The organism is Micromonospora sp. DT68 (genome assembly GCF_049847245.1).
Lineage (GTDB): Bacteria > Actinomycetota > Actinomycetes > Mycobacteriales > Micromonosporaceae > Micromonospora > Micromonospora profundi.
Window position 1 is genome coordinate 417,932 of record NZ_JBNCNZ010000003.1, and the last position, 25,232, is coordinate 443,163.

Here is a 25,232-nt window from a genome sequence, read left to right on the forward strand (position 1 = left end):
CGAGTTGAGCTACTCACCGTACTAGTCGGGACAACCGTCGGTCAGCGAGCGGTTTCCCGCCGGTCTGGCAGGTCGGGCAGTACTGAAGGCTGGAATCGGCGAACGACACCTCCCGCACCGTGTCCCCGCACACCGGGCAGGGCAGCCCGTTGCGGGCGTGCACCTTCAGGCCGGCGCGTTTCTCACCCTTCAGCTCCGCCGCGCGCTGACCGACGGAACGCTCGACAGCGTCGCCGAGCACCTGCCGCGTCGCCGTGTGCAGGGCGGCGAGCTGGGCGTCGGTGAGCCGATCGGTGATCGCGAACGGGGACAGCTTCGCGGCGTGCAGGATCTCATCGGAGTACGCGTTGCCCACCCCGGCGAGGACCGACTGGTCGGTCAGCACCCCCTTGATCTGCCCACGCCGGCTGCGCAGCCGCTCGGTGAAGGTGGGCAGGTCGGCGGCGAGCGCGTCCGGGCCGAGCTTTGCCACGCCGGGCACCGCCGAAGGCTCATTGACCAGGTACGCGGCAAGCTTCTTCTGGGTGCCGGCCTCCGTCAGGTCGAAGCCGGAGCCGTCGTCGAGACGTACCCGTACCGCGATCGGACCCTTGCCGGGGCGCAGCGGCGTCGTGGACGGGAACGCCTCCCGGTAGTGCAGCCATCCGGCCCGTGCCAGGTGGACAACGAGATGCAGATCACCCTCGATGAGTACGTCGAGGAACTTGCCGTGCCGGCGGGCGTCGACGACAGCCCGGCCGGCGACCGCGGACGGTGCCGGGTCGTACGTCTTCAGGGCGCTTATCGCGGCGATCTCCAGCCGGTCGACACGCCGCCCCACCGCGCGCTGTCGCAGGTATCCCGCGAGCGCCTCAACCTCCGGTAGTTCGGGCACGACCCAACGGTAGCCTTCTTTCCCGTGAGAATCGTGGTGGCACACAACCGGTACCGGGAAGCTCAGCCCTCCGGCGAGAACACGATCGTCGACGCGGAGATCGCCCAGCTCAGCGCCGCCGGCGTCGAGGTGCTGCCGTTCATCCGCAGCTCCGACGAGATCCCGTCGATGTCGAAGGCGGCCAAGGCGCTGCTGCCGATCTCGCCGATCTGGGCGCCGCGTGCCCAGCAGGACCTGAGCCGGCTGCTCACCGCGCATCGGCCGGACGTGCTGCACCTGCACAACCCGTACCCTCTGATCTCGCCCTGGGTGGTGCGGACCGCCCACCGGCACGGTGTGCCTGTGGTGCAGACGGTGCACAACTACCGGCAGGTCTGCTCCTCGGGGATCTACTTCCGCGACGGTGTGATCTGCCAGGACTGCAAGGGACGGGCGCTGGGCCTACCGGCGATCAAGCACCGCTGCTACCGCGACTCGGCTGCCCAGTCCGCCCTGATGGCGACGACCCTGGCCGTGCACCGGGGCACCTGGCGGTCGGTGGACCGGTACATCGCGCTCACCACGGCGATCGCCGACCACCTGCGCGAGTACGGCATTCCGGACGATCGCATCGTGGTGAAGCCGAATGCCGTGCCAGACCCGGGCCGACCGGCGCCGCTGGGTGACGGGTTCCTCTACATGGCCCGGCTCTCGCCCGAGAAGGGTGTGGACCTGCTGCTGGACGCCTGGCGCCGGCACCCCGTGGGCACGCTCGGCACGCTGCGCGTGGCGGGTGACGGCGAGTTGCGCCCGCTCGTGGAGGCGGCAGCCGCGGAGCGACAGGACGTGGTCTACCTGGGCCAGCTCGACCGGGCCGGGGTGCAGGCAGCTGTCGAGGCGAGCGCTGTGGTGATCGCCGCCTCCATGTGGCACGACGTGCTACCGACCGTGATCATCGAGGCGCTGGCCAGTGGCCGGCCGGTGCTCGGCACCGCGCTGGGCGGCATCCCGTACCTGGTCGGCGCGGACGCCCCGCACGAGCCCGCCGGCACCGGCCCGGCGGCTGTCGCCTCGGCCGTCGCCGGCCATTCCCCGCCGCCGGCCGGTCCGTCTGCGATGCCGGCCGGCCTGGTCACCGGCACCGCCGGCTGGGTGGTCCCGCCGGACCCGGCCGCGTTGGCCGCCGCGCTCCCGGTCGCTCGGGCTGGCGCCGCCGCGCTCGCCGCACCGGCCCGGCTGCGGTACGAGCAGACTTTCCACCCCGACGTCGTCATCAAGCGGCACCTAGACGTCTACGCCGGCGTGGCCCGCCCTCGTTGATCCCGGCCTGCCGGCTCCCGCTGCTGTCCCGCCTGGCGGGAGTGCGGAGATCTTGGCAGGAAAACGCCCTTATAGGGGCGGCTTCTTGCCAAGATCTCCGCAACGTGGTGTAGCCCTCGATCGCTGCGTGCCGGGGCAGCGGCGCCGACCACGAAGGCGCCGCCCAGCGTGGTTAGTAAGGGGCCCTTCCTATGCAAAAGGCGATAGTAAGGGGCCCTTCCTTACAGGGAGGCTCGGGCGGAGAAGGCGATGCTCGCCAGCAGGAAGCCGCCGTTGACGATGGTGAACGCCACCATCACCCAGAGGACCAGCGCGGGGGCGACGGCCAGCACCACGGCGGCCACGAAGATCACCGCGCCGTAGTCGCGTACCAGCTTCACCAGGCGGACCGGCAGCGAGGTCGAGGTGACCATGCTTGCCGCGTTGGGGCCGGACTGCATCACCGACGTGACCAGGTTGACCATCCAGGTGCCCGCGAAGGTCGCCACGAGCCAGGTCGGCGTGCCCGGCTCCTGCGCCACCGCCACTGCGGCGAGCGCGGCCACCAGGGCGATCTGCGCGGCCACGTCACAGAGAATGTCGATCCGCGCGCCGGCCGCGCTGCCCTGACCGGTCACCCGGGCGAGCTGCCCGTCGGCGCAGTCCAGGGAGTACGCCACCTGCCAGCCGATCAGGGCGAGCAGACCGACCACCCAGGCCGGTACGTCACCGGCGGCGACCGGCCCGGCGAGCGCCACAACTGTGATCGAGGTGGCCAGCCCGAGCACCAGGTTGGTGAGGGTGAGCGCGGTGGGGCGCAGCCCGAGGCGCTGGGCGACGAGCGCGAAGACGGCGCCCAGCCACTGGCTGATCGACTCGCTGAACAGGCCGCCGCCCCGGTTCACCCGGTGGAAGTCGGCGACGGTGGGACGGGGGTCAGCCAAGCTGGTCGCGGATTGCACCGGCGTAGTCTGCCAGCCGCTCCCGCGTCTCGGTAGGCGACAGTGCCAGGTGTTCGAGGATGGTGTACCGGTCGGGTCGGGTACGCGGCGCGAACTGCACGGCCTCCACGAACTGGTCGTCGGTGAGCGCCACCTCGGCGGGGAGACGCGGCAGACCGTGCCGGGCCAGGCAGGCCGACATCTCCCCGAAGCGGCGTAGATCCCCGCGCAGCCAGGTGCAGAACAACGCTCCCAGCCCGGCGAGTTCACCGTGCGAGGCGGTGCCGGGAAAGAGCGAGTCGACGGCGTGCATGATCTCGTGGCAGCCGCCGCTGCACGGGCGACTGGTGCCGTCGACAGCCATCGCCAGGCCACTGGAGATCAGTGCCTCGGCCAGCACTGTGACGAACGCGTCGTCGGTCATGTCGCCGGGGTGGTTGAGCACCGCCTCGGCGCCCGCCCGGGCCAGCGACGCGGCCAATCCGTCGACGGGTTCACCGCGGACCCGGCGGGACAGCTCCCAGTCGGCCAGGGCGCTGATGTTGCTTATGACGTCGCCGATGCCGGCGCGGTTGTGCCGCTCCGGGCCGCTCTCCACGAAGTCGAGGTCGACGATCACCGCGATGGGGATGTGCACCCCGTAGGAGCCCTTGATCCCGTCGGTGATGAGGCTGGCCACCGGGGAGGCGATCCCGTCGTTGGCGAGGCTCGTCGCCACCGACACCATCGGCAGCCCTCGGCGGGTCGCCGCGTACTTGGCCACGTCTATCGTCTTGCCGCCGCCGATGCCGACCACCGCGTCGTACGACCGGGCGCGGAGCTTGCCGCCAAGGTCGTCGGCGGCGTCCAGCGTCGCCCCGGCGACGGTGAACACGTCGGCCGTCCGCAGCGACGGTCGGATCAGCTCCGCGATCTGGGCACCCTGACCCGGGCCGACCACCACCGCGACGTCACCGCCTGCCGAGATCCGCCCGTCGGCCAGGATCGCGCCCAGGTCGGCGACCGCACCTCGGCGTACGTCGATGTGCAGCGGGGTGAGGATACTCCGGGCTAGTAGAGGCACGCGATCTCCCGCGCGCGGGCCAGGTCGGCGTGGTTGTCGACCTCGACCCAGGGGACGTCGCCGATGGGAGCCGCCCGCACCTCGCCGCCCCGGTCGGCGAACTCCTGGTAGCCGTCCTCGTAGTAGAGGTTCGGATCACGCCGCCAGGTCGCCTTTAGGGCGTCGGCGAGCGCGTCGGCGACCTGCGGCTCGATCAGCGTCGCGCCGATGTACTCCCCGTACGCCTCGCCCGGGTCCATGATCTTGGTGATGCGGGTGAGCTGGCCGGCGGCGTCGAAGGTGGTCTTCATCTCCTCCTCGGCCAGCGGCTTGAGGGTGTCAACGGCGAGCAGGATCCCCGGGCCGCGCTCGGCCAGCAGCGTCTTCTCCACGCTCACCGGGTGCACGGTGTCCCCGTTGACAAGCAGCACTCCACGCGCGAAGTGCTCCCGGGCCAGCCAGAGGGAGTAGGCGTTGTTCCACTCCTCGGCCTTGTCGTTGTGCACAAGGGTGAGGGTGACGCCGTACTTCTTCTCCAGGTCCGCCTGACGGGAGACGACAGCGTCCGCCGCGTAGCCGACCACGATCACGATGTCGGTGAGCCCGACCTCGGCGAGGTTGCCCAGCGCGATGTCCAGGATCGTGATCTCGCCGTCCACCGGCACCAACGCCTTCGGCAGGGTGTCGGTGTACGGGCGCAGCCGGCGTCCTGCTCCGGCCGCGAGCACCATTCCGATCATCGCGACATCCTCCCTCGTCCTGCTCCCGTCACCGGTGGAGGATAGCCCCGGGCGGCCCGGTGACTCCGGTCAACCGGTCAGCCGGGCAGCGCGGCCAGGTCGGCGAGCATCGTCAGTCGCTCGTCCGCGGTGAGGACGGCGTACGGGCCGGCCGCCCGTCGGTCGGTCTCCAACTCGATGGCGAGCCGTTCCGGGCCGGGCGGCAGGGCGGCGACGCTCGACGCGGTGTGCCCGGCGGCCGTCCAGGCGGCGGCGTGCGCGTCGGCCCGGTGGTACCGCAGCGCGCCGAGCCGGTTGAGCAGGAGCACGCCCGCCGGGGCGCCGTACGGCTCGTGCGGCGGCGCCATCGCGGTGAATGCCGAGTTGCCCCGGTCGCCTTCCTCGTCGGCAAGCACCAGGGCGTACGCCAGCACCCGGCCGAGTGACGCCACCAGCCGCGCCACCCGCTCGTCCTGCCCGGCCCACAGTTCGTCGGTGACCTCCGCGTGCACCTGGTACAGCTCGGTGAGGAAGGCAAGCCCGCGTTCGGTGGCGCAGAGCCCGCCGTCCGGGCGGCGGTGGATCATTCCGTAGGCGACCTGCTTGTCGACAGTCCGGCGGCTGACCACCGGATCGAGATACCTGGTGACCGCCGCGAACCCGGCCTCGTCGACGATGCCGCCGGGTGCGGCCAGCCGGGTCCGTAGCTCGACCAGGAGGCCGGTGGCGGCCGGCCCGCCGTACCGTTGGCTCAGCTCCGCTCCGCCCCAGTCGTGACCGGCGAGCATTCCGGCGCGGTACGCGCGGTCGACGGCCGGGGCGACCAGACCGGCGGCCCGGTGGGGCGCCAACTCGATGGTGTTCACAGACCGATCGACCGCAGGACGGCGAAGCCCTCCTCCGCGATCCGCCTGATCAGGCCGTCGTTGACGTCGCGGTTCTCATCCAGCACCGTCACCTCGTGCTCGGCCAGCCAGCGGTACTCGGTGTGCTTGCCTGCCTCAAGTTTCGGGTGGGCGAGGTCGCCGTCGACCCGTACCAGGAAGTCGTGCTCGATCCGGGCCAGGCCGTCGTCACCGACGTAGTGGTATTCGCCCACCGGGCCGAGGACGTGCGACAGGAGCCAGCCGGTCTCCTCGGTGATCTCCCGGCGGAGTGCCTCGTCGACGTCCTCGCCGGGCTCCAGATGCCCACCGACGATGTCCCAACAATTGGGAAAAAGCCGTCGGTGCGGCGACCGGCGCTGGAAGAAGATGCGGCCGTCGTGGTCGACGATCAGCGCGCCGGCGCAGCGCAGGGGGTCGGTGGGCACCGTTTGACAGTAGCGAGCGGTCCGGCGATTCGGCGACGCCGTGGTCTTGTCCAGGAAACATCCACAGACCACCATGTCCCTACCGGATGCCAACGTCGGCAGGGGTGATGCGTGATGCAGGTACGGGAAGCGATGTCCAGCCAGGTTCTCGTCGTCGGTCCGGAGCACACGCTCCGCCAGGCGGCCCAGATGATGTCGGCCCGCGGTGTCGGGTCGGCCGTCGTGATCGACCCGGAGTCCGAAGGGGTCGGGATCATGACCGAACGCGACGTGCTGAAGGCCATCGGCGCGGGCCTCGACTGCGACGTGGAACGCACCCGCTCCCACCTGACCTGGGACGTCGTCTACGCCGGGCCGGAGTGGACGGTCGCCGAGGCAGCCGCCGCGATGGCTCGGGGTGGGTTCCGGCACCTCGTGGTGCTTGACGGCCGGGAGGTCGCCGGAGTGATCTCCGTACGGGACATCATGCGGGTCTGGTCGGAGAATCCGGCGGTCGCCACCACCTGACCGGTCCATACGGGTGTGCCGGCGGAATCGACGGGTAAGGATTCCCTGCGGGCGCGGAGATTCCGCCGCCCGTGGGGGAGGGCCCGATGCGTGACGCGGAGCGCCTGGTCGAGCAGCAGTACGCAATGCTCCTGAGTCGGGACGTGGCCCGACTCCCGGATCTGTATGCCCCGGAGGCTTTCTACTCCATGCCGGGTGTCACGGTCCGCCCGATCGAACTGCCCGCGTTGTTGCGTACCTGGACGGGTGCCTTCCCCGACCTGCGGGTCGACCCGCTGGGCTCGGTGCGGACTTCCGGCGGCGCGGCAGTCGAGCTGCGCCTGTCCGGCACCCACACCGGCACGCTGCACTCGCCGTACGGCACAGTCGCGCCCACCGGCCGGTCGGTGAGCTGGGAGGTGGCGGACGTGGTGCGGGTCCGCCGGGGCCGGATCGTCGCGTGGCGTTCCTACTTCGACTGGAGCCACCTGCTCGACGCGCTCGGCGTGCAGTTGGAGGGGCTTTCCCGGTCGGCGCAGCACGACGCGCTCGCACTTCCGGTCTGATCTGACGGCGACCGGTGGAGTCGGGTCACCCGTCCGGTGGCTCAGGATGCGGACATCGCCGTGCCGTCCGCGCGCGCCCCGCAGTCGCCCGTACGCTCAATGGCCATGACCGCCGAGCAGCTGATCTCCTTTGCCCGTGGGGCGCCCTCGCTGGACATCGTCGATGTCGAGGGCCTCAAGGCCGCCGCCGTACGCGCCTTCGACGCCGACCCTGCGGGGATCACGGCGTACGGCACCTCCGTCGGCTACCTTCCGCTGCGGAAGTGGATCGCCGACAAGCACGGTGTCGAGGCCGACCAGGTGCTCGTCACGAACGGCTCGCTCCAGGCCGACGCGTTCCTCTTCGACCACCTGGTCCGTCCCGGCGACGCCGTGGTGGTGGAGCGCCCGACGTACGACCGGACGCTGCTCAACCTGCAGCGGATGGGCAGCGAGCTGTACGGGGTTCCGGTCGAGCCCGACGGCGTGGACACCGCCGAGCTGCGCAAGCTGCTGGAGTCCGGGGTACGTCCCCGGCTCGCGCACATCATCCCGAACTACCAGAACCCGGCCGGCGTGACGCTGTCGTTGGAGAAGCGTCGCGAACTGCTCGACCTTGCCGCGGAATACGGCTTCATCATTTTCGAGGACGACCCGTACGCGGACATCCGGTTCCGTGGCGAGGCGCTGCCGTCGATGCTGTCGATGGACACCCGCAGCGTGGTGGTCCACGCGTCGAGCTTCACGAAGACGGTCTGCCCGGGCGTCCGGGTCGGTTACCTGGTCGGCTCTGCGGACCTGATCGCCGACATCGCGAAGAACGCGACGAGCCTCTACATCTCGCCCGGCATGGTGTCGCAGGCGATCGTGCACCAGTTCTGCGTCTCCGGTGACATCGACCGCTCGATCGAGACCGTCCGGGCGGCGCTGGGCGAGCGGTCCCAGGTGCTTGCCGAGTCGCTGCGCCGGCACCTGCCGCAGGCCCGGTTCGTCGAGCCCGACGGTGGCTACTTCCTCTGGGTGGAGTTCCCCGAGGACGTCCTGGTGGACAAGCTCGCCCCGGCGGCGGCCGAGCGCGGGGTGGCAGTGGTCAAGGGCAGCGACTTCGTTCTGGACGGTGGGCAGCACGCCCTGCGGCTTGCCTTCTCGGCCGTGACCGCCGATCGGATCGACGAGGGTGTCCGCCGGCTCGCGGAAGCCGTCGAGGCCGTCCGGAGCTGAGGCCCGCGCCGGCCGTCGAGGCTGGCCAGAGGCGACGCCCGCGCCAGCCGTCGACGACTGGCGCGGGCGCATTCTGTCGGGTTCCTGACAAAACGACGATGCTGGCCGTCCGGGGCTCCCGCCCGGGCGGCCGGCGGCTCACAATGCTGCGAGCGTCATTCGTCATACGTCGTGAGCGCCGCAGGCGACTGCGGCCGCCGCGCCGTTTTCGGGTCACGCGTGCAGCACAACCCCCGCCCCCATGGGCGCCGGGTGGGCCGTGTCGTCCTCTCACCCCCCGACGCGACCCGGCCCGCCCGGCGCCGCCCCCGCGACCGCCGTCACACCTGCCGATGGCGACCATCGGCGTAGCCTGCAAGCCGCAGGCGAGCGCGGGGAGGTGTCGAGATGACAGATCGGGAAGATCGCAGCCGGTCGGTGCTGCCGAGCACCGGACGGGTGCTGCGACCCCGGGCGTGGCCGTCCCCGGTGCGGGCGGTGACCCGGATGCTCAACGCCGACGGCTCGCCCCCGACGCCGGCCCCCGCCGGCTCCGGCCGCAGCGGCGTTGTCGACTGCGCGCTGTACGTCGACGGCAAGCGGCAGCCCGGCGACTGGACGTACGCGGACGCGCTCGAGGCGGCCCGCCGCGAGGAGCACGGCTTCGTCTGGCTCGGGCTGCACCAGCCGGAGCTGGCCGAGATGACAGCCATCGCGGAGACCTACGGTCTGCACGAGCTGGCCGTCGAGGACGCGGTGAAGGCAGCGCAGCGGCCCAAGTTGGAGCGGTTCAACGACGTCACATTCCTCGTGCTGCGTACGGCCCGGTACTGCGAGCACGCCGAGCTGACCGAGAACTCCGAGGTCGTCGAGACCGGCCAGGTGATGCTGTTCATCGGCCCGAAGTTCCTGATCAGCGTCCGGCACGGGGACGCCTGCCGGCTCTCCCCGGTCCGCGCCGAGCTGGAGACCAAGCGGGACCTGCTGCTGCACGGCCCGTGGGCGGTGGCGTACGGCGTGACCGACCGCGTGGTCGACCTCTACCTGGAGGTGGCCGAGCAGCTGGAGGACGACCTGGACGTCCTGGAGGCCGAGGTCTTCGACCGCAACAGCCATGGTCGGATCCAGCGGATCTACCAGATGAAGCGGGAGCTTGTGGAGTTCAAGCGGGCGGTGATCCCGTTGCAGCGCCCGCTGATGACGCTTACCTCCCAGGTCAACCGCGAGGTGCCGAAGGAGATCCGGCGCTACTTCCGGGACGTGCAGGACCACCTGAGCCGCACCGTCGAGCAGGTGAACTCCTACGACGACCTGCTGAACTCCATCCTCCAGGCGCGCCTGGCCCAGGTCACCGTCGACCAGAACAACGACATGCGCAAGATCGCCGCGTGGGCGGCCATCGCCGCGTTCTGGACCGGCGTCGCAGGCATCTACGGCATGAACTTCGAGAACATGCCCGAGCTGAAGATGACGTACGGCTATCCCGTCGTGCTGGCCCTCATGCTCGGGGTCTCCCTCGCCCTGTACCGCTGGTTCCGCCGCAACGGCTGGCTCTGACCGCGTACGCCGGGCAACCCGGCACCGACGGGCGCCGACGGGTTTGAGTGCGCGAAAGCGCCGGCGAGCGGGAAACCCGCGTCGCCGGCGCCGGTGCGCTGTCGCTGAGGTCAGCGGCGGCCGTTGGTGCGGGCCGTGTCCTTGCCCAGCGCCTTGGAGATGTCGTCGGCCGGACGGCCGGAGACGTCCTTGGCACCCTCGGCGACCGACGGAACCTTGTCGGTCGGGCGGATGCCGGTCGTCGACGGGCCGGGGGTGGCGGGGGCGGTGGTGCTGGCGCTGTCGCCGCCGGCCACCGCCGAGCTGCCCGCGCCGGTCATCCCGGTCATGGCCGACCCGTCGGTACCCTTCGGCGTCGACGGGGTGCGCACCTCGAACGAGTCGACCTCGTCGCGCATCGGCTCCAGGGTGCGGGTCGGGTCGTACTCGGCCCACTCCTGCTGCTCCCGGCGACGACGCAGAGCGACCGCGCCGGCCAGGCCGGCGATGGCACCCGCGGCCAGAAGGCCGGTCATCATCGAGCCGCGACGACGCGGCTGCTTCTTCTTGCCAGTGATCCGCATGCTCTTCGACTTGGCCTTCCTGGTCAACGGCCCTGCCTGCGCGGCGCCATCACGGGCCACCGCGGCCAGCGGTGCCAGCGTGGTGAGTGTCGTCCCCCAGCCGGTCGACGCACGATCGCGTACCTTCGCCGCCGTCGGCGCAACGTAGCCACGGGCGACCTGCACCCGCGGGCCGACCGTCGAGCCAGCGCCCTTAGCGGCGTGGTTGGCTGCTTGCATCAGGTGGCTGATGCTCTGGTTCAGCTCTGCTCTGGCCAGCTGACCCTGGGACTTACGCCGCCCGATTCCAAACACGGTCCCACCTCCTGGGAGTTGTTCCTTCGTCATCCTCCACCTTCGGATGCCTCCGCGATGCCAGATCGGGCACATGGGAGGATCCGCATGGAACTGACCAACGAGTGAGGAGTACCCGTGGCCGAGGCTGTCTACGCCACCTTGCACACCAACGCTGGGCCGATCCGTCTGGAGCTCTTCCCGAACCACGCGCCGAAGACGGTCCGCAACTTCATCGACCTGGCCGAGGGCAACCGCGAATACACCGACCCGCGCACCGGCCAGCCGGGCAGCGGGCCGTACTACGACGGCACCATCTCGCACCGCGTGATCAGCGGTTTCATGGTTCAGATGGGCGACCCGACCGGCACCGGCCGGGGCGGGCCGGGCTACAAGTTCGCCGACGAGTTCCACCCGGAGCTGCGCTTCGACCGGCCGTACCTGCTGGCGATGGCGAACGCCGGACCGGGCACCAACGGTTCGCAGTTCTTCATCACCGTGTCGCCGACGCCGCACCTCAACAACCGGCACACCATCTTCGGGCAGGTCGCCGACGAGGAGTCGGTGAAGGTCGTCGACTCGATCGCGAACACCCCGACCGGCCCGAGCGACCGTCCGCTCCAGGACGTCGTGATCGAGCGGGTCGAGATCGAGCGGTCTGCTGGCTGACGAACCAGCGAGGTACCTTTGCTCGCATGATTGAGCGCTCCGGAGCACCGCACCGGCCAGCGCCGGTGCCCCGCGCGGTGACGGACGGAGGGTCGGCCCGGTGAGCGAGTCCCCACCGACCACCCCGGTCTGCTACCGGCACCCCGGTCGGGAGACCTACGTCCGGTGCACCCGCTGCGACCGGCCGATCTGCCCGGACTGCATGCGGGACGCGTCCGTCGGGCACCAGTGCCCGGAGTGCGTCGACGAGGGACGTCGTAGTGTCCGGCCGGCGCGTACCGCCTTCGGTGGTGGTGCGGCCGGCCGGCACGGCTACGTCACCAAGGCGCTCATCGCGCTGAACGTGCTTCTCATGGTGCTCTCCATCGCCTCCGACCGGGGTGGTGACGCGGCGGTCGGCGGTTCCGGCTTCGGCGGTCTGATGGGCGGCAGCACGCCGCTTACCAACTGGGGTTCGGTGCTCGGGCTGGCGGTCTTCCCCGACGGCACGCTCGGCGGCATCGCCGACGGCCAGTGGTACCGGCTGGTCACCGCGATGTTCCTGCACTACGGCGTGATCCACCTGCTGCTCAACATGTGGGCGCTCTGGGTGCTCGGCCGTTCGCTGGAGGCCAACCTGGGGCGGGCGCGTTTCGCTGCGCTCTACCTGATCGCGGGTCTCGGCGGTAACGTCGCCGCCTACCTGTTCAGCGCGCAGAACTCGGCCACCGCCGGTGCGTCCACAGCCGTCTTCGGTCTCTTCGCCGCGCTGATCATCATCGAGCGCAAGATGGGCCGGGACATCTCCCAGGTGATCCCGATCCTGGTGATCAACCTGGTGTTCACGTTGACAGTGCCGGGCATCTCGATCCCCGGGCACCTGGGCGGCCTGGCGGTCGGTGCCGCGATGGCGCTGGTTCTCGCCTACGCGCCCAGGGGCCGGCGCACGCTGGTGCAGGTCGGCGGCGGTGCGGTGATCCTGCTCATCCTGCTGGCCCTCGTCCTGTTCCGCACCGCCCAGCTACTGGGCTGACCACCGGCTATCCGGTCGCGCCCGGGCGGGCGGCGTGCAGCTCGGCGGCCACGTCCTCGGGCATTGTGCCCAGGTCGTAGCGGCCGAAGAGGTGCAGTGACTCGCCCGCGTCGATCTCCAGCATCTCGGTGGTCAGCCCCAACCGGGGTCGGCGGTCCACGGTGATCGCCTCGATCGCCGGCCAGGGCAGCATCCGCCGACCGGCGAACCCGTGGATGACGGTGACCCCCTCCGGGCCGACCGCCAACCGGACCGGCGCGACCAGGTCGCGTGCCGCCCAGCCCACCAGTGCGGCGGCCGCCAGGCAGGCCAGGACCAGCCGTACCGTGTCGCCGTCGGCGAAGAGCAGCCCGATCGCGACGAGTGCCACCGCGCCGGCGATCTTGATCGCCGGAAGACTCGCGGGCACCCGCCACTGCCGGGTCGTGGAGGTCTCATCCATCCGCCCAGCATGCCCGGGGGCGGACGGCCGGTCCACCGACGACGTAGGATCGGGGCAGTCAGGTTACCGGGGAGTAAACATGAGTGACGCGGTCATCGTCGGCGCGGTACGCACCCCGGTCGGGCGGCGCAAGGGCAGCCTCGCCGGTGTCCACCCGGTCGATCTCTCGGCGCACGTGCTGCGCGCCCTCGCCGAGCGCACTGGCCTCGACCCGGCGCAGGTCGACGACGTCTTCTGGGGCTGCGTGTCCCAGGTCGGCGAGCAGTCGTGGAACATCGCCCGCAACGCCGTGCTCGCCGCAGGCTGGCCCGAGTCGGTGCCTGGCACCACCATCGACCGGCAGTGCGGCTCCAGCCAGCAGGCACTGCACTTCGCCGCCGCTACCGTCCTCTCCGGCCAGGCAGACCTGGTGGTCGCCGGCGGGGTGGAGTCGATGACCCGGGTGCCGATGGGCTCCAGCGTGGGCGGTGGCATGCCGTTCAGCGACCAGGTCCGGGCCCGCTACCGGGGCGTCGAGGGCTTCGCCGACGACGAGCCGCTGCCGTTCAACCAGGGCGTCGGGGCCGAGCTGATCGCCCAGCGGTGGCGTCTGTCGCGTACCCAGCTCGACGAGTTCGCGCTGGCCAGCCACGAGAAGGCCGCCGCAGCCCAGGACGCCGGGGCGTTCGACCCGGAGCTGACGTCGGTGCCGCTTGCCGACGGCGGCAAGTTCGCCGCCGACGAGGGCATCCGCCGGTCCACCTCACTGGAGAAGCTGGGCGAGCTGGCCACCCCGTTCCGTGCTGACGGCGTGGTGACCGCCGGCTCCGCGTCCCAGATCTCCGACGGCGCCGCCGCGCTCGCCGTGACCACCTCCGACTGGGCCAGCCGGCACGGCCTGCGCCCGCTGGCCCGCATCCACACCGCAGTGGTCGCCGCCGACGACCCGGTCACCATGCTCACCGCGCCCATCCCGGCCACCGCGAAGGCGCTGCGCCGCGCGGGGCTGGGCATCGAGGAGATCGGGGTGTACGAGGTGAACGAGGCGTTTGCCCCGGTGCCGCTGGCGTGGCTGGCGGAGACCGAGGCCGACCCGGAGCGGCTCAACCCGCGCGGCGGCGCGATCGCCCTCGGTCACCCGCTCGGCGGTTCCGGTGCGCGGATCATGACCACGATGCTTCAGCACATGCGGGACAACGGGATCCGCTACGGCCTCCAGACCATGTGCGAGGGCGGCGGCATGGCCAACGCCACGATCGTCGAGCTGGTCTGATCCCGGGCCCCTCTGCCGCTGGCGAACTGTCGCGGCGCGCCGCCACTGAAAAAGCGTGGCCCGGGAGGGGCAACCGACCCTAGGGTGCCCACCGTGGAGACGATCGCCGGTGAGCATGCCCCCGACTGGTCCAGTGAGCAGTGGCAGGCGCAGGCTCGCGACTGGGTCGACGAGCAGCTCGCGGGAGTCGGCCTGCTGGTCACCGGGGCCGTGGAGCCCCGGGTCCGTCCGTGGTCGCTTGTGTGGCGGGTGCCCACCGACGGCGGGCCGGTGTGGTTCAAGGCCAACAACCAGGGCACCGTGCACGAGGCAGTTCTGATCGCGGCGCTGGCCGAGCTGGCCCCCGACCGGGTGCTGACACCGATCGCCGTGGACCCGCAGCGGGGCTGGTCGCTGCTGCCCGACGGCGGGGAGTCGCTGCGTGACGTGCTGGGCCGCGATCCTGACCTGGCGCACTGGGAACGGGCTCTGCCCGGGTACGCCGCGCTCCAGCTCGCCACCGCGCCACGCGCCGACGAGCTGGTCGCCCTCGGGGTGCCGGACCACCGCCCCGAGGTGCTGGCCGGGTTGCTCGCCGACCTGCTGGACGACAATGAGTCGCTGCGGATCGGCGCCGAGGGCGGGCTCGCCCCCGAGACGTACGAGCGGCTGCGGGCGGAGCTTCCGGCGTACGCCGAGCGCTGTCGCCGGCTCGCCGACCTCGGCATCGCGGCCACCATCCAGCACGACGACCTGCACGACGGCAACGTCTTCGCCGGCCCGACCGGGTACCGGTACTTCGACTGGGGCGACGCGTCGGTGGCGCACCCGTTCGGCACGCTGCTGGTGACACTGCGCTCCATCCGGTACGCCGCCGAGCTGGCTGCCGACGACGCCACGCTGGTCCGCCTTCGCGACAGTTATCTGGAGGCGTGGACCGACAGGTACGACCGCCGGACGCTTGTCGAGGCCGCCGACCTGGCGATGAATCTGGGCGCGGTGAGTCGTGCGCTGTCCTGGCGGCGAGCCCTGGACACCGTCGACCCGACACGCGCCGAGTACGCCGAGGCGGTGCCCGGTTGGCTCGCCGAGCTGTTCGCCGCCGTCCCGTTGCAGCCGGAATCCTGACCGGGATCCGTCCCCGTCGGAAGTCGGACATGCAGTGCGACGAGCGGCGTGGAACTTCCAAAAAAGCGCCGTGACCCGCGTCACCCCTGCCGGGGGGTCGTTGGGCAGGTCATGGACGTCTTCTCCCGAACGTTCCTCCCGGCCGCCGCCGAGGCTGGCCTGGCCGTGCAGACCGTGAGCCGGCACATGCCGGTGTTCCGGCGCTGCGTCGGCTCCGGTGACGCGACAATCCTGGTCACCCGTTGCAGCCGCCCCGACCGCCCGGTCACCGGCGACTACCTGCTCCTGCTCACCCACCGCCGGCTGGTGGTGACCCAGCAGACGCGGCTGCTGCACCGGCTCCGCCTGCACCTCAACACCGAGCTGCGCGAGCTGAGCAACGTCACCTGGAGCCCCGATCCGCGGCTGCACTCGGTCGAGCTGGCCGCCACCGCGATCGACGGGATCCGTGAGCGGTTCCTGATCCGCACCACCCACCCCAAGCAGGTGTGGCAGATGGACGCCCTGCTCAACCACGCGTTCCGGACTCGACTGCGGACGCCCCGCGAGCGGATCGTCGCCACCATCGGCGACGCGCCGGCGACCGTACGGCCCAGTGTGTTCCGCCCCGCCGTGGCGCGCTGACGCCGCACCGGGACGCCTTTACCGAACCCGAACACGCGTCGATCGCGCCGGGGCCGCCCCTTCCGCAATCATGGGCCGGTGACCGTCGAAACGTCGTACCGCGGGCTCGTCCTCGTGGTCGAGGACGAGCCGGCCATCGCCGACCTGGTGCGGCTCTATCTCACCCGCGACGGGTTCGGCGTGCAGATGGAACGCGACGGCGAGGCGGGCCTGAGCGCCGCCCGCCGGCTGCGACCTGTGGTCTGCGTCCTGGACATCGCACTGCCCGGCCTGCCCGGCACCGAGATCTGCCGTCGCTTGCGCGAGGCTGGCGACTGGACGCCAGTCATCTTCCTCACCGCCCGTGACGACGAGGTGGATCGGATCGTCGGCCTGGAGTTGGGCGCCGACGACTACGTCACCAAGCCGTTCAGCCCGCGCGAACTTGTCGCCCGGGTGCGTGCCGTGCTGCGCCGCGCCGCTGGCGGCCCCGAAGGGGCGGAGCAGCCACGCGTCGTCGGCGCGGTGACGCTCGACCCGGCCCGCCGGACTGTCACCGTGGCGGGCGCCCCGGTGCAGCTCACCTCCACCGAGTTCGACCTGCTGGCGCACCTCATGGCCCGACCGGGGCGGGTCTTCAGCCGGGAGGAACTGCTGGCCGGGGTGTGGGGTTACGCAGCGCACGCCGGAACCCGCACCGTCGACGTGCATGTCGCCCAGGTCCGGGCGAAGCTCGGCCCGGCAGGTGTCATCCGCACCCACCGGGGCGTGGGGTACGCCGTCGATGCCTGACCATCCCGTTCCGCGACAGCCCGCGCGCACCGAAGAGCAGGTCGGGGCGCTGCCTGTGGCCGCAGTTCCCCCGCCGGCAGCACCTCGGCGCCGCCGGTTCGGCGAGACCCTCACCGCCCGCGCGGTGCTCGTCACCTGCACAGTGGCGCTGGTGTCGGTGCTCGTCACCGCCATCGTCGCGGTGCCGCTGGCGATCCGGGGCGCGGAGCGGCGAGATCAGGAGGCACTCGCCGCACAGGCACGGCTCGCCGCCGAGGTGCTGCGGACACGGTTGGACCGGGGTCGCACCGCCGACGAGGAACGGCTCATCCGGCAACTGCGCAGCCAGGGCATCGACGCGTACCTGATCAGGCGCGGGACCGCCGACCGACCGGGCCTGCCGCCCCGCGTGGTGCAGCGGGTCGGCCAGGGCCGCAACGTGTCGGCGCGCCGCCCGGTCGACGGCCGCCGTGCTCTCGTCGAGGGCAGGGCTCTGCCCGGCGGCAACGGGGTGGTGCTCTCCCGCGCCTCGTCGCCGGGGCTGTGGCGGCAGGTACTGCTCAGCCTCTGGCTGCCGCTGCTGGCCGGGTTGGCCGCCGGTGTGGTGGCCGGGCTCCTGCTGGCCCGCCGCCTGGCCCGGCCGATCCGGGTCGCCGCGACCGCAGCGGCCCGGCTACGGGCCGGGGACCGTGCCGTACGGGTGCCGGTCGAGCCACCGGACGAGGTCGCCGACCTGGCGGAGGCGTTGAACGGGCTGGCCGCCGCGCTGACCACAAGCGAGGGGCGGCAGCGGGAATTCCTGCTCTCCGTCTCGCACGAACTGCGGACCCCGCTGACAGCGATCCGTGGGTACGCCGAGGCGCTGGCCGACGGAGTGATCGAGGCGGACGGCACGGCTGCCGCCGGACGGACCATGCTCGCCGAATCCCAGCACCTCGACCGGCTCATCGGTGACCTGCTGGCGTTGGCCCGGCTGGAAGCCGCCGACTTCCCCCTCGAACCGGCACCGGTGGACCTGGCCCGCCTCGCCGCCGACGCCGAGCCCACCTGGTCGGGCCGGTGCGCGGCGGTGGGAGTGTCGTTCCGGGTGGAGAGCCCCGGCCGGCCCGTCCCGGCGTACACCGACCCGGGTCGGATCCGGCAGGTGGTGGACGGGCTGCTGGAGAACGCGCTGCGGGTCGTACCCCCGGGGGCGTCCGTGGTGCTCGCGGTCCGGCAGGCGGGTATGGACCCGGCTGCCGGCGGCGTGCTGGAGGTCCGCGACGGCGGGCCGGGCCTCACCGACGACGACCTGGCCGTGGCGTTCGAGCGGGGAGCGTTGCACGAGCGCTACCGGGGGGTGCGCAAGGTGGGCAGCGGTCTGGGGCTGGCGCTGGCTGCCGGGCTGGTCCGCCGGCTCGGTGGAGACATCAACGCGGGTCACGCGCCGGAAGGTGGTGCCGCGTTCACAGTTCGGCTGCCCGGTGATCCTTACCGGATCCGAACATCGGCCTGACGTTGCGCTCGTCATCGCCGGGCAGGCTGAGGGCTCCACTGACGAGAGGGAACGCCATGCCACGTTGGGGACTCGCCACCGCCACCACGTCACTGCTCGCAGCTGTGGCACTCGGCGCCAGCGGCTGCGGAGCGGCCGAGGTGGCCAGCCCACCGGCCCGGGACGCCGCCGTCGAGGTCGAGGCCGCGCTGGGCGTGGAGGGCCAAGCGCTCACCGCGATGGGCTTCGACGCCGATGACCTGGACACGCAACCGGTCGCCGCGCTGGCCACCCCGTCTCCCACCACTGCGGAGAAGGCCAGGCAGAAGCGTGGTGAAGAGTGGCGCCAGCGCCGCCAGGCCCGGGTGCTGCTGCGCAAGAACACACTGCACGGCGAGGCCGTCGTGCAGACGAAGGACGGCGGTACGCGGACCGTCGCCGTGCAGCGCGGCGAGGTCACGGCGATCGACGGTGACTCGATGACTGTCAAGTCCACCGACGGCTACACGATGACCTGGACCTTCGGCGACGATCTGCGGGTCGTGCAGCGGCGCACCACAGTGCAGCCCAGCGAGGTGAAGGTCGGCGCGAAGCTCGGCGTCGCCGGCGCGAAGGACGGCGACAAGAGCGTCGCCCGGCTCGTCCTCATCCCGCGCATTAAGTGAAAGGAAGGGCCCCTCATTAACGCCTCGCGTTAATAAGGGGCCCTTCCTTTCGTCAGTAGACGCGGGAGCCGATGAAGTCGCCGTAACCGTAACCGACCGGGTTGGCGGCGGTACGGGCCTCGGACGACCACTGCTGCCGGGTGCTTGTGGAGCAGGCGGCCAACCGCAGTCGCGGAGTGCCCGCGGTGTCGAACGCCACGCAGAGGTTGCTGGCGCTGGCCGGCTTGAGTTGGTTGCCGACGAAGGCGAACTGCTGGGCAGGGGTGCCGTTGCAGTCGTAGATGTTGACAGCGGTACCGGACGTCATCGATCCACCGGCGACGTCCAGGCAGCGGTCGTGGGAGAGCTCCGAGTGCAGCGAACGCCGGGTCGCGTCGTACCAGAAGCCCTGGTTGCGCCCTCCGTGGCAGCCGTACGACTGCTGGGGGGTGCCGTTGCGTGAGTCGTAACCCTTACCGTCGACGCACGTGTTGGTGGCGAGATTGCGCAACTGCTTGAACTGGAGCAGGCCGGCGTAGAGCACGCCGCCGCCGGTGCTGGCCGGGTCGACGCAGGTGGCCTGGTTCTGCCCGGAGTTCCAGAACTGCGTGATGCACTGGGCGAACATGCCGTGCCCACGGGCGTTCGGGTGGAACGACTGCCGGGCGGCGTTCTCGTTCCAGATCCCCACCTCGATGAAGAGACCACGGACCGATGTGTTGTCGGTGCACACCTCGTGGCCGTGGAACAGCCGGCTCGCGTCGAGGTACCGGGTGCCGGTGTTGACGGCGGCCGAGCGCAGCGCCGACTCGAACAGCGGCACCGCCTTGTTCCGGGCGAACGCCGCGTCGGCGAGGTAGAGCAGGCAGCCGCCGGAGTACCAGCCGGGGAAGTTCGGGTTGTCCTCCACGTCCGGGCTGGCCGGGCCGGGGTACGACATCAGCACCAGCTCGTAGTCCGAGCGCAGGTAGCCGGCTTTGGTCATCGTCGCCCGGATGTCGGTGAGCGCCGCCTCCACCGCGCGCCGGCTGCCGTCGGTCCGGATCGTCCACTGGTCGGTGTAGGCGGGGTAGCAGTTGCCCTGTAGGAAGACCCGGCGTACGGCGCAGTCGGTGGCGACCGGCCCGAACTGGATGGTGCCGTCGCCGTTCGCGCCGACCACCACCCAGATCAGCTTGACGTGCGTGTTGCGCGCTTTGATGCCCAGGTAGTCGCCCTGGTTCAGCTCGTTGTGCTGGGTCGGCCCGCCCGCGATCAGGTTCCAGGGGGTCGCGCCGGAGCACGCCAGGTTGTATCGCGTGTCCGACTGGATGCCGGTGCGGAACACCGCCTGGTCGTACGAGCGGTCGCACCAGTTGCCGTTCTGGTGGGTGCCGGGGACGTAGTTGCCGACCCCCTCACCGGAGATCTGACTGTCACCCATGGTGATCAGCGCGGTGCGGCGTTGCTCGATCGGGCGGATGGCCGGGCTTCCGTAGAGAGCTGTCGCTTCGGTGGCCCGGATGGTCTCCAGGTTGGCGGGCAGTGGCTGGACAGCGGGTCGGTCGGCGGTGGTGGCGGGAGCGGCGGTGGCGGTGGCGGTCGGTCCGGCGAGCATCGGCAGGACAAGAGCGGCGACGGCGACGGCGATGGTGCAGGCCCGTCGTCGGGTCGCGCGTTCGGGCCTGGCGGAGGTAACAGGCATCGACGCACTCCTCTCGGCTCGATCGCGGGACGTCGATCGAGTTACCAGAAGGTAACCCGATGATCGGTGGATGTGAATGCAGCTCGGGTTCTTGCGCGCGGGTTGCCGAACCGCCCGGATCGGACGATCCGGTCACCCGACCCGCCCGCGTCAGCCCGGCCGGGTCAGCCCGTCGGCGTCAGGTCAGCGCGACGAGTCAGCGGCCGGGTGGCAGCGCGTAGCCGACGTAGCCGCGGAACTCCAGCCGCCAGCCCGCCGGAACCAGCTTGGCGCAGGCCGGCTGGCTGCCTGTGCAGACGATCGCGTCCACCGAGGTGGGGTCGGCGGGCGGCCGTTCCGAAAGGACCGACTGCAACGCCACCAGATCCGGCGACCGCCCGTCGGTGTGGCGCAGCAGCAGCCACCACGGGTACTCCCAGTTGTCGTTCTGCTGCACCAGCCCGATCCGCTGGGCGCCGCTGTCGCGGACGGCCGTCGCGGCCCAGCGGAACTCGTCGGTCCACTGCGGGCGGCGCAGGAACCGGGTGTCCCAGTCCGAGGTGGTGAAGACCGAGCCGTCGCCGACGAGCCGGCGCGGGAAGCCGTACGACAGGGAGAGCACTCCGGCCAGCGCCGAGGTGGCCAGTACCGCGATCGCGGTCATGGTGGCCACCGAACGCCGTCCGCGCCCACCTGTGGCGTGGCGCCGGAAGAACGCGTCGAGCCACAGGCCGGCGAACGGGATGGCGAGCACCAGGGCGTAGAGGATCAGCCGGTTGCCCCACGGCTGCCACTTGATCATCGAGGTGTGCAGCAGGACAGCGACGAGCACCACAACGGCGTACGCCCGCAGCGGCCCCGCCAGCCCGGGGTCGATCCGGCGGGGGCGGGTGAGCGCGACGACCGCGCCGATCAGTGCCAGCGCTCCGGCGATCGGGAAGGCCACCCGGTCCTCGTCCGGATACCAGGCGGGCTCGGGGAAGATCTCCCGGCCGAAGGTGATCTCCCGGTCCTGGGGGTCGACGCCGATCGCCTGCGCGCCGCTGATGATCGCCTCCGCGCCGGCCCGCCGCAGCGGCGCCAGTGGCGTGTCGAACGCTGTGTGCCCGATCCGCAGGGCGTTCACCAGGATCGACTGCGGATCGTGCCGTTCCATCGGGATCGACTCGCGAAGCCGGGGCGGGCCCAGCGGATGCCCGAACTCGGCAGTCACGCGGGCCATGAACGGACCGACCACAGTAGCCGCGACCAGCAGGATCAACACCGAACCGCCGACGGTACGGGCCATCGGACCAACCGGCCGGGCCCCACCAGCCTCCGCCCGGGCGCTCACTGCGAGCCGGAGCTGGGCCAGCCCCCAGAGCACCAGCAGCGGACCCACAGCGATCAGGCCACTTGTCTTCGTCACAGCGGTCAGCCCGGTGGCCGCTCCCAACCCGAGCAGGGTGCCCAGGCCGGTCCGTCGGCGCAGCCCGTCCAGCACCAGCGTCGCCGCGCACGCCACCCACGCCGCGCAGACCAGGTCGGTCTGCGTGCTCGTGGCCTGGAGTACGACCATTGGGGTGCTGGCCAACACGAACGCGGTGATCAGTTGAGCCCGGCGGCTGCCGCCGAGCTGCGCGGTGATCCGGGCGACCGCCAGCAGGCAGATGATCCCGGCGGCCCACTGCACCAGGTTGTGCAGCGCGTCGCCGCCCGTCAGCAGGCGCAGGTGCAGCAACAGGTACTCCGCGCCGGGCGGGATGGTCACCTGCCGGTGGATGGCGGTGGGCCAGAAGTCGAGGTCGCCCTGGGCGACCCAGTGCTCCACCTTGGGCAGGTGGTACGTCTGCGAGTCGAAGTTGTTCGGCTCGGCAAGCAGTGCGACAAGCAATTCCACCAGCACCAGGCCGCCGATGGTGCCGGCGAGCAGGCGCTCGCCCCGACCCGCCGTACGCCAGGCGTCGGCCGCTCGGGCGAGCGGGTTCGCGCGTACCCGATCGGGTTGGACCGGCGCGATGTCGTCGGTGACCGGGGCGGCTGTCGCCGGGCCGGTGCCGGCGGTCATCGCCGCGCCGACCGGCACCGAGCGGGGCGCGGCCACCTGCGGCTGCGCGGCAGCCTGCCGCTGGCGCAGCACCGCGGCGGTCCCGGCGGCAAGCAGGAACAGCAGCCAGGCGGCCACGAACGCCGGCCGGGTAAGCGCGTGCAGGGCTCCGAGCAGCTCGACGACGAGCACCGCGTACGCGCCGGTGAGCAGGGCGGCGCGCACCACGGCGAGTCGTAGCGGCGCCACCGTGTCAGTCCGGCGCGGCCTCATCGCGACGGTGAGTAGGAGCACCGAGGCGGCGGGTAGCGCCGCGAGCAGGAAGCCGGCAGCCGACATGGCGCGAAGTAAACACCATCCGGCTGAGCCCGCCACGCCGGCTGCCCGATGGTGCGGCCAGCGTTTGGCTGACCAGCCACGCTAGGCTATGCCCGACGTGTTGTCGCCACCGTGGAGAATCCCGTGAAGCTGTCGATCCTCATGCCGGTCTACAACGAGGAAGAACGCATCGCGGATGCCCTCAAGCAGGCATTGGCGGTGGATTACCCGTGCGAAATCGAGTTGGTAGTGGTCGATGACGGCAGCCGTGACGGCACCGGCGAAATCCTCGGCCGCGCCGACGACGCCCGCCTGCGGGTCATCACCCACCAGCGCAACGCCGGTAAGGGCGCGGCCATCAAGACCGCGGTGGACAGCGCCGAGGGTGACTACATGGTCATCCTCGACGCCGACCTTGAGTACGACCCGCAGGACATCCCCAAGCTGCTCGACCCGGTGCTCGACGGGCGGGCCACGGTGGTCTACGGCAATCGCACCTTCGGCAGCCACAGCGCCTACAGCTTCTGGTACGTGATGGGCAACAAGGGCGTCACGATGGCGGCCAATGTGCTTTTCAACTCGTACATCGGCGATCTGGAGACCTGCTTCAAGCTGATGCCTGTGGCGCTCTACAGGTCGCTTGAGGTGCGCTCGCGTGGCTTCGGCATGGAGGCCGAGGTGACGGGCAAGCTGCTGCGCCGGCGCATCCGGCCGTACGAGGTGCCGATCAGCTACCGGGCGCGCGGTCGCGAAGAGGGCAAGAAGATCACCTGGAAGGACGGCGTCGAGGCGATCTGGATCCTCGGTCGCGAGCGCGCACGCCGCCGTCCTGCCCCCTCAGCGGCGCGCTGACTTCAGGAACGCGCTTATCGACCGCCGCAGGCCGTCGGCGTCCAGGCCGTGCCACCGGGCGTGGTCGGCCGGGTCGCCGTACCGTCGCAGGTCGGTCTGACCCACGCCGAGCGCCAGCAGCCGATGCGGTACGTCCGCCAGCGCGCGGCTCACGACAGCGCTCGACGTTCCCGCCAGGTACGGCTCGACAAGCACCACGTCGGTCCCGACGAATGCCCGCAGTCCGGCCGTGTCGAAGGGCCGGGGTGTGTGGGTGTACGCGACAGTCACGTCCATCCCCTCGGTCGCCGCCATCGTGGGATCGAGCATCGGCCCGACGGCCACCACGAGCGGCGCGTTCGTCCCGCCCTGCCGCAGCACCCGGAGGCGGTCGGCGTCCGGGTACCCGGACGTGTTGCGCTGTTCGCTGAGCCGCAGATAGACCGGGTCGTCGGTGGCAGCGGCGGCACGCAGCAGGGGCGTGACCTCGTCGGGGTGGCCGGGCACCCGAACGGTCCAACCGCCGCCAAGTGAGTCGAAGAGCGCCAGGTCGGCCGGCGACTGGTGTGTCCGGCCCTCCCGTGACCCGTCGTACGACGCGCCGATGCTCACCAGGACCGCGCCCACGCCCTGGTGGTCCAGATCCAACTTGATCTGCTCGTACGTCCTGTCCACCAGGAACGTCGCGTACGAGTGCACGATCGGGCGGAGCCCGGTCAGGGCGAGCCCGCCGGCCATGCCGATCATCAGTTGTTCGCGGATGCCGACGTTGAGCACCCGGTCCGGGTGTCGGTGTCCGGCCGGTGCGAACTGGCTTGCCGAGATGTCGGCAAGCACGAGCGCCGTACGCGGGTCCTCGTCGAGCAGCGCGGCGGTGGTGTCGATGAAAGCGGTACGCATTGCGGTCATCCCTTGCTGTCGATGCGGGCGACCACAAGGTGCGGCCGTCGTGGCCGGTGCCCGGTCAGCGCCGTGTACAGGGCGGTGTGGTCCCGGCCGTCGACGGTGTCGGCCGTCCAGCCGTTGACGGTGAACCTGCTGGCGATGCCACCGGCCCAGCCGTGCGTGGTCGACGAGTTGTCGATCACGATCGCGGTGAGGCTCTCCAGCCCTGTCGCTCCCGCGTACGCGATGGCCTCGTGGTTGGAGCCCTCGTCGAGTTCGGCGTCGCCGAGCAGGACGTACACCCGGGGGTTGAGCAGGCCCTGGGCTCGCAGGCCGAGGGCGGTGCCGACGGCCAACCCGAGCCCGTGGCCGAGTGAGCCGGAGCCGATCTCGACTCCGGGCACGAGCAGCCGGTCCGGGTGGTGGCCGAGCTTGCTGTCCGGTCCGGCCAGATCGTCGAGCCAGGCGTCCGGAATGAAGCCGTGCGCGGCGAGCACCGCGTAGTAGGCGGCTGGCCCGTGCCCCTTGGAGAGCAGAAAGCGGTCCCGCTCCGGGTCGTCGACGGTGTCGGGGGTGACCCGCAGGACCCGGTCGTAGAGCACCTGGAGCACGTCGCTGGTGGAGTGCGCGCTGGGCCCGTGCTTCTCGTCGCCGGTGAGCCGACGGATCAACTGAGGCAGCCGGGAGCCGGTGTCGGTGGTCAGTGTCGAGGTCATCACACTACTGTGGTAGTTAAAGCGCACTT

At 71.2% G+C, this 25,232-nt stretch carries 26 protein-coding genes; 14 read left to right on the forward strand and 12 right to left on the reverse strand.

Features of this window, described 5'->3' with window-relative positions:
- Positions 1 to 13: 13 nt before the first annotated feature.
- Positions 14 to 874, reverse strand: a complete 861-nt coding sequence (locus tag ACPXB1_RS08150) for an Fpg/Nei family DNA glycosylase (RefSeq protein ID WP_355587235.1) — start codon at positions 872 to 874, stop codon at positions 14 to 16.
- A 24-nt stretch (positions 875 to 898) separates the two neighbouring features.
- On the opposite strand from ACPXB1_RS08150, the gene ACPXB1_RS08155 reads away from it, so the two are divergent.
- A complete protein-coding gene (locus ACPXB1_RS08155; protein WP_355628434.1) occupies positions 899 to 2,173 on the forward strand; it encodes a glycosyltransferase in 1,275 nt (424 codons plus the stop codon).
- Between the two features lie 221 nt (positions 2,174 to 2,394).
- Here ACPXB1_RS08155 and ACPXB1_RS08160 read toward each other — a convergent pair whose 3' ends face one another.
- The 5 genes from ACPXB1_RS08160 to ACPXB1_RS08180 all read right to left on the reverse strand — a co-directional run bounded on the left by ACPXB1_RS08160 (position 2,395) and on the right by ACPXB1_RS08180 (position 6,166).
- On the reverse strand, positions 2,395 to 3,114 hold the full coding sequence (locus ACPXB1_RS08160; protein ID WP_355587232.1) for a CDP-alcohol phosphatidyltransferase family protein: 720 nt from the start codon (positions 3,112 to 3,114) through the stop codon (positions 2,395 to 2,397).
- Positions 3,089 to 4,156 (reverse strand): iron-containing alcohol dehydrogenase family protein, encoded by a 1,068-nt coding sequence (locus tag ACPXB1_RS08165; RefSeq protein ID WP_355628431.1) that lies wholly within the window; start codon positions 4,154 to 4,156, stop codon positions 3,089 to 3,091. The genes ACPXB1_RS08160 and ACPXB1_RS08165 overlap by 26 nt, the downstream gene beginning before the upstream one ends.
- Positions 4,144 to 4,875, reverse strand: a complete 732-nt coding sequence (locus tag ACPXB1_RS08170; protein WP_355628428.1) for a phosphocholine cytidylyltransferase family protein — start codon at positions 4,873 to 4,875, stop codon at positions 4,144 to 4,146. Before ACPXB1_RS08170 ends, ACPXB1_RS08165 begins: the two co-directional genes overlap by 13 nt.
- A 77-nt stretch (positions 4,876 to 4,952) precedes the next feature.
- A complete protein-coding gene (locus ACPXB1_RS08175) occupies positions 4,953 to 5,720 on the reverse strand; it encodes a hypothetical protein (protein ID WP_355587225.1) in 768 nt (255 codons plus the stop codon).
- A complete protein-coding gene (locus tag ACPXB1_RS08180) occupies positions 5,717 to 6,166 on the reverse strand; it encodes an NUDIX domain-containing protein (protein WP_355587222.1) in 450 nt (149 codons plus the stop codon). The genes ACPXB1_RS08175 and ACPXB1_RS08180 overlap by 4 nt, the downstream gene beginning before the upstream one ends.
- Positions 6,167 to 6,280: 114 nt before the next feature.
- Here ACPXB1_RS08180 and ACPXB1_RS08185 point away from each other — a divergent pair, with 114 nt between their 5' ends.
- From ACPXB1_RS08185 to corA, 4 genes are all read left to right on the forward strand, one after another.
- A complete protein-coding gene (locus ACPXB1_RS08185; RefSeq protein WP_355628425.1) occupies positions 6,281 to 6,673 on the forward strand; it encodes a CBS domain-containing protein in 393 nt (130 codons plus the stop codon).
- An 86-nt stretch (positions 6,674 to 6,759) separates the two neighbouring features.
- Positions 6,760 to 7,218, forward strand: a complete 459-nt coding sequence (locus tag ACPXB1_RS08190; RefSeq protein WP_355587218.1) for an ester cyclase — start codon at positions 6,760 to 6,762, stop codon at positions 7,216 to 7,218.
- A 105-nt stretch (positions 7,219 to 7,323) separates the two neighbouring features.
- Positions 7,324 to 8,418 carry a PLP-dependent aminotransferase family protein gene (locus ACPXB1_RS08195; protein WP_355587215.1) on the forward strand — a complete coding sequence of 365 codons (1,095 nt, stop codon included), beginning with the start codon at positions 7,324 to 7,326 and terminating at the stop codon, positions 8,416 to 8,418.
- 387 nt (positions 8,419 to 8,805) lie between these two features.
- Positions 8,806 to 9,954, forward strand: coding sequence for a magnesium/cobalt transporter CorA (corA, locus tag ACPXB1_RS08200; protein ID WP_355628422.1), 1,149 nt, complete (start codon positions 8,806 to 8,808; stop codon positions 9,952 to 9,954).
- Between the two features lie 110 nt (positions 9,955 to 10,064).
- On the opposite strand, the gene ACPXB1_RS08205 is transcribed toward corA, so the two are convergent.
- Positions 10,065 to 10,844, reverse strand: coding sequence for a hypothetical protein (locus ACPXB1_RS08205; RefSeq protein ID WP_355628419.1), 780 nt, complete (start codon positions 10,842 to 10,844; stop codon positions 10,065 to 10,067).
- Positions 10,845 to 10,928: 84 nt separating this feature from the next.
- On the opposite strand from ACPXB1_RS08205, the gene ACPXB1_RS08210 reads away from it, so the two are divergent.
- Positions 10,929 to 11,459 (forward strand): peptidylprolyl isomerase, encoded by a 531-nt coding sequence (locus tag ACPXB1_RS08210; RefSeq protein WP_355587207.1) that lies wholly within the window; start codon positions 10,929 to 10,931, stop codon positions 11,457 to 11,459.
- Between the two features lie 100 nt (positions 11,460 to 11,559).
- Positions 11,560 to 12,471: a rhomboid family intramembrane serine protease gene (locus ACPXB1_RS08215; protein WP_355587204.1), complete on the forward strand. Its 912-nt coding sequence runs from the start codon at positions 11,560 to 11,562 to the stop codon at positions 12,469 to 12,471.
- A gap of 7 nt (positions 12,472 to 12,478) precedes the next feature.
- On the opposite strand, the gene ACPXB1_RS08220 is transcribed toward ACPXB1_RS08215, so the two are convergent.
- Positions 12,479 to 12,913 carry a PH domain-containing protein gene (locus ACPXB1_RS08220; protein WP_355587201.1) on the reverse strand — a complete coding sequence of 145 codons (435 nt, stop codon included), beginning with the start codon at positions 12,911 to 12,913 and terminating at the stop codon, positions 12,479 to 12,481.
- Between the two features lie 79 nt (positions 12,914 to 12,992).
- Here ACPXB1_RS08220 and ACPXB1_RS08225 point away from each other — a divergent pair, with 79 nt between their 5' ends.
- From ACPXB1_RS08225 to ACPXB1_RS08250, 6 genes are all read left to right on the forward strand, one after another.
- Entirely contained in the window at positions 12,993 to 14,165 is a 1,173-nt protein-coding gene (locus ACPXB1_RS08225; RefSeq protein WP_355587199.1) for a thiolase family protein, read from the forward strand.
- A gap of 93 nt (positions 14,166 to 14,258) precedes the next feature.
- A complete protein-coding gene (locus tag ACPXB1_RS08230) occupies positions 14,259 to 15,272 on the forward strand; it encodes an aminoglycoside phosphotransferase family protein (RefSeq protein ID WP_355628416.1) in 1,014 nt (337 codons plus the stop codon).
- 111 nt (positions 15,273 to 15,383) lie between these two features.
- Positions 15,384 to 15,896, forward strand: coding sequence for a hypothetical protein (locus ACPXB1_RS08235; RefSeq protein ID WP_355587194.1), 513 nt, complete (start codon positions 15,384 to 15,386; stop codon positions 15,894 to 15,896).
- Positions 15,897 to 15,974: 78 nt separating this feature from the next.
- A complete protein-coding gene (locus ACPXB1_RS08240; protein ID WP_355587191.1) occupies positions 15,975 to 16,667 on the forward strand; it encodes a response regulator transcription factor in 693 nt (230 codons plus the stop codon).
- Positions 16,660 to 18,141, forward strand: a complete 1,482-nt coding sequence (locus ACPXB1_RS08245) for an ATP-binding protein (protein WP_425735005.1) — start codon at positions 16,660 to 16,662, stop codon at positions 18,139 to 18,141. The genes ACPXB1_RS08240 and ACPXB1_RS08245 overlap by 8 nt, the downstream gene beginning before the upstream one ends.
- Positions 18,142 to 18,197: 56 nt before the next feature.
- Complete coding sequence (locus ACPXB1_RS08250; protein WP_425735006.1) at positions 18,198 to 18,785, forward strand: hypothetical protein; 588 nt, start codon at positions 18,198 to 18,200, stop codon at positions 18,783 to 18,785.
- A gap of 52 nt (positions 18,786 to 18,837) precedes the next feature.
- On the opposite strand, the gene ACPXB1_RS08255 is transcribed toward ACPXB1_RS08250, so the two are convergent.
- Complete coding sequence (locus ACPXB1_RS08255; RefSeq protein ID WP_355587185.1) at positions 18,838 to 20,448, reverse strand: ricin-type beta-trefoil lectin domain protein; 1,611 nt, start codon at positions 20,446 to 20,448, stop codon at positions 18,838 to 18,840.
- Positions 20,449 to 20,644: 196 nt separating this feature from the next.
- Complete coding sequence (locus ACPXB1_RS08260) at positions 20,645 to 22,792, reverse strand: hypothetical protein (protein ID WP_425735007.1); 2,148 nt, start codon at positions 22,790 to 22,792, stop codon at positions 20,645 to 20,647.
- Positions 22,793 to 22,915: 123 nt separating this feature from the next.
- Between ACPXB1_RS08260 and ACPXB1_RS08265 the strand changes: the two genes are divergently transcribed.
- Positions 22,916 to 23,623, forward strand: a complete 708-nt coding sequence (locus tag ACPXB1_RS08265) for a glycosyltransferase family 2 protein (RefSeq protein ID WP_355587180.1) — start codon at positions 22,916 to 22,918, stop codon at positions 23,621 to 23,623.
- On the opposite strand, the gene ACPXB1_RS08270 is transcribed toward ACPXB1_RS08265, so the two are convergent.
- Together ACPXB1_RS08270 and ACPXB1_RS08275 are read right to left on the reverse strand one after the other, a co-directional pair.
- A complete protein-coding gene (locus ACPXB1_RS08270; protein WP_425735008.1) occupies positions 23,609 to 24,502 on the reverse strand; it encodes a transketolase family protein in 894 nt (297 codons plus the stop codon). The two genes, ACPXB1_RS08265 and ACPXB1_RS08270, sit on opposite strands and share 15 nt — an antisense overlap.
- Positions 24,503 to 24,507: 5 nt before the next feature.
- A complete protein-coding gene (locus ACPXB1_RS08275) occupies positions 24,508 to 25,203 on the reverse strand; it encodes a transketolase (RefSeq protein ID WP_355628407.1) in 696 nt (231 codons plus the stop codon).
- Between the last annotated feature and the right edge of the window lie 29 nt (positions 25,204 to 25,232).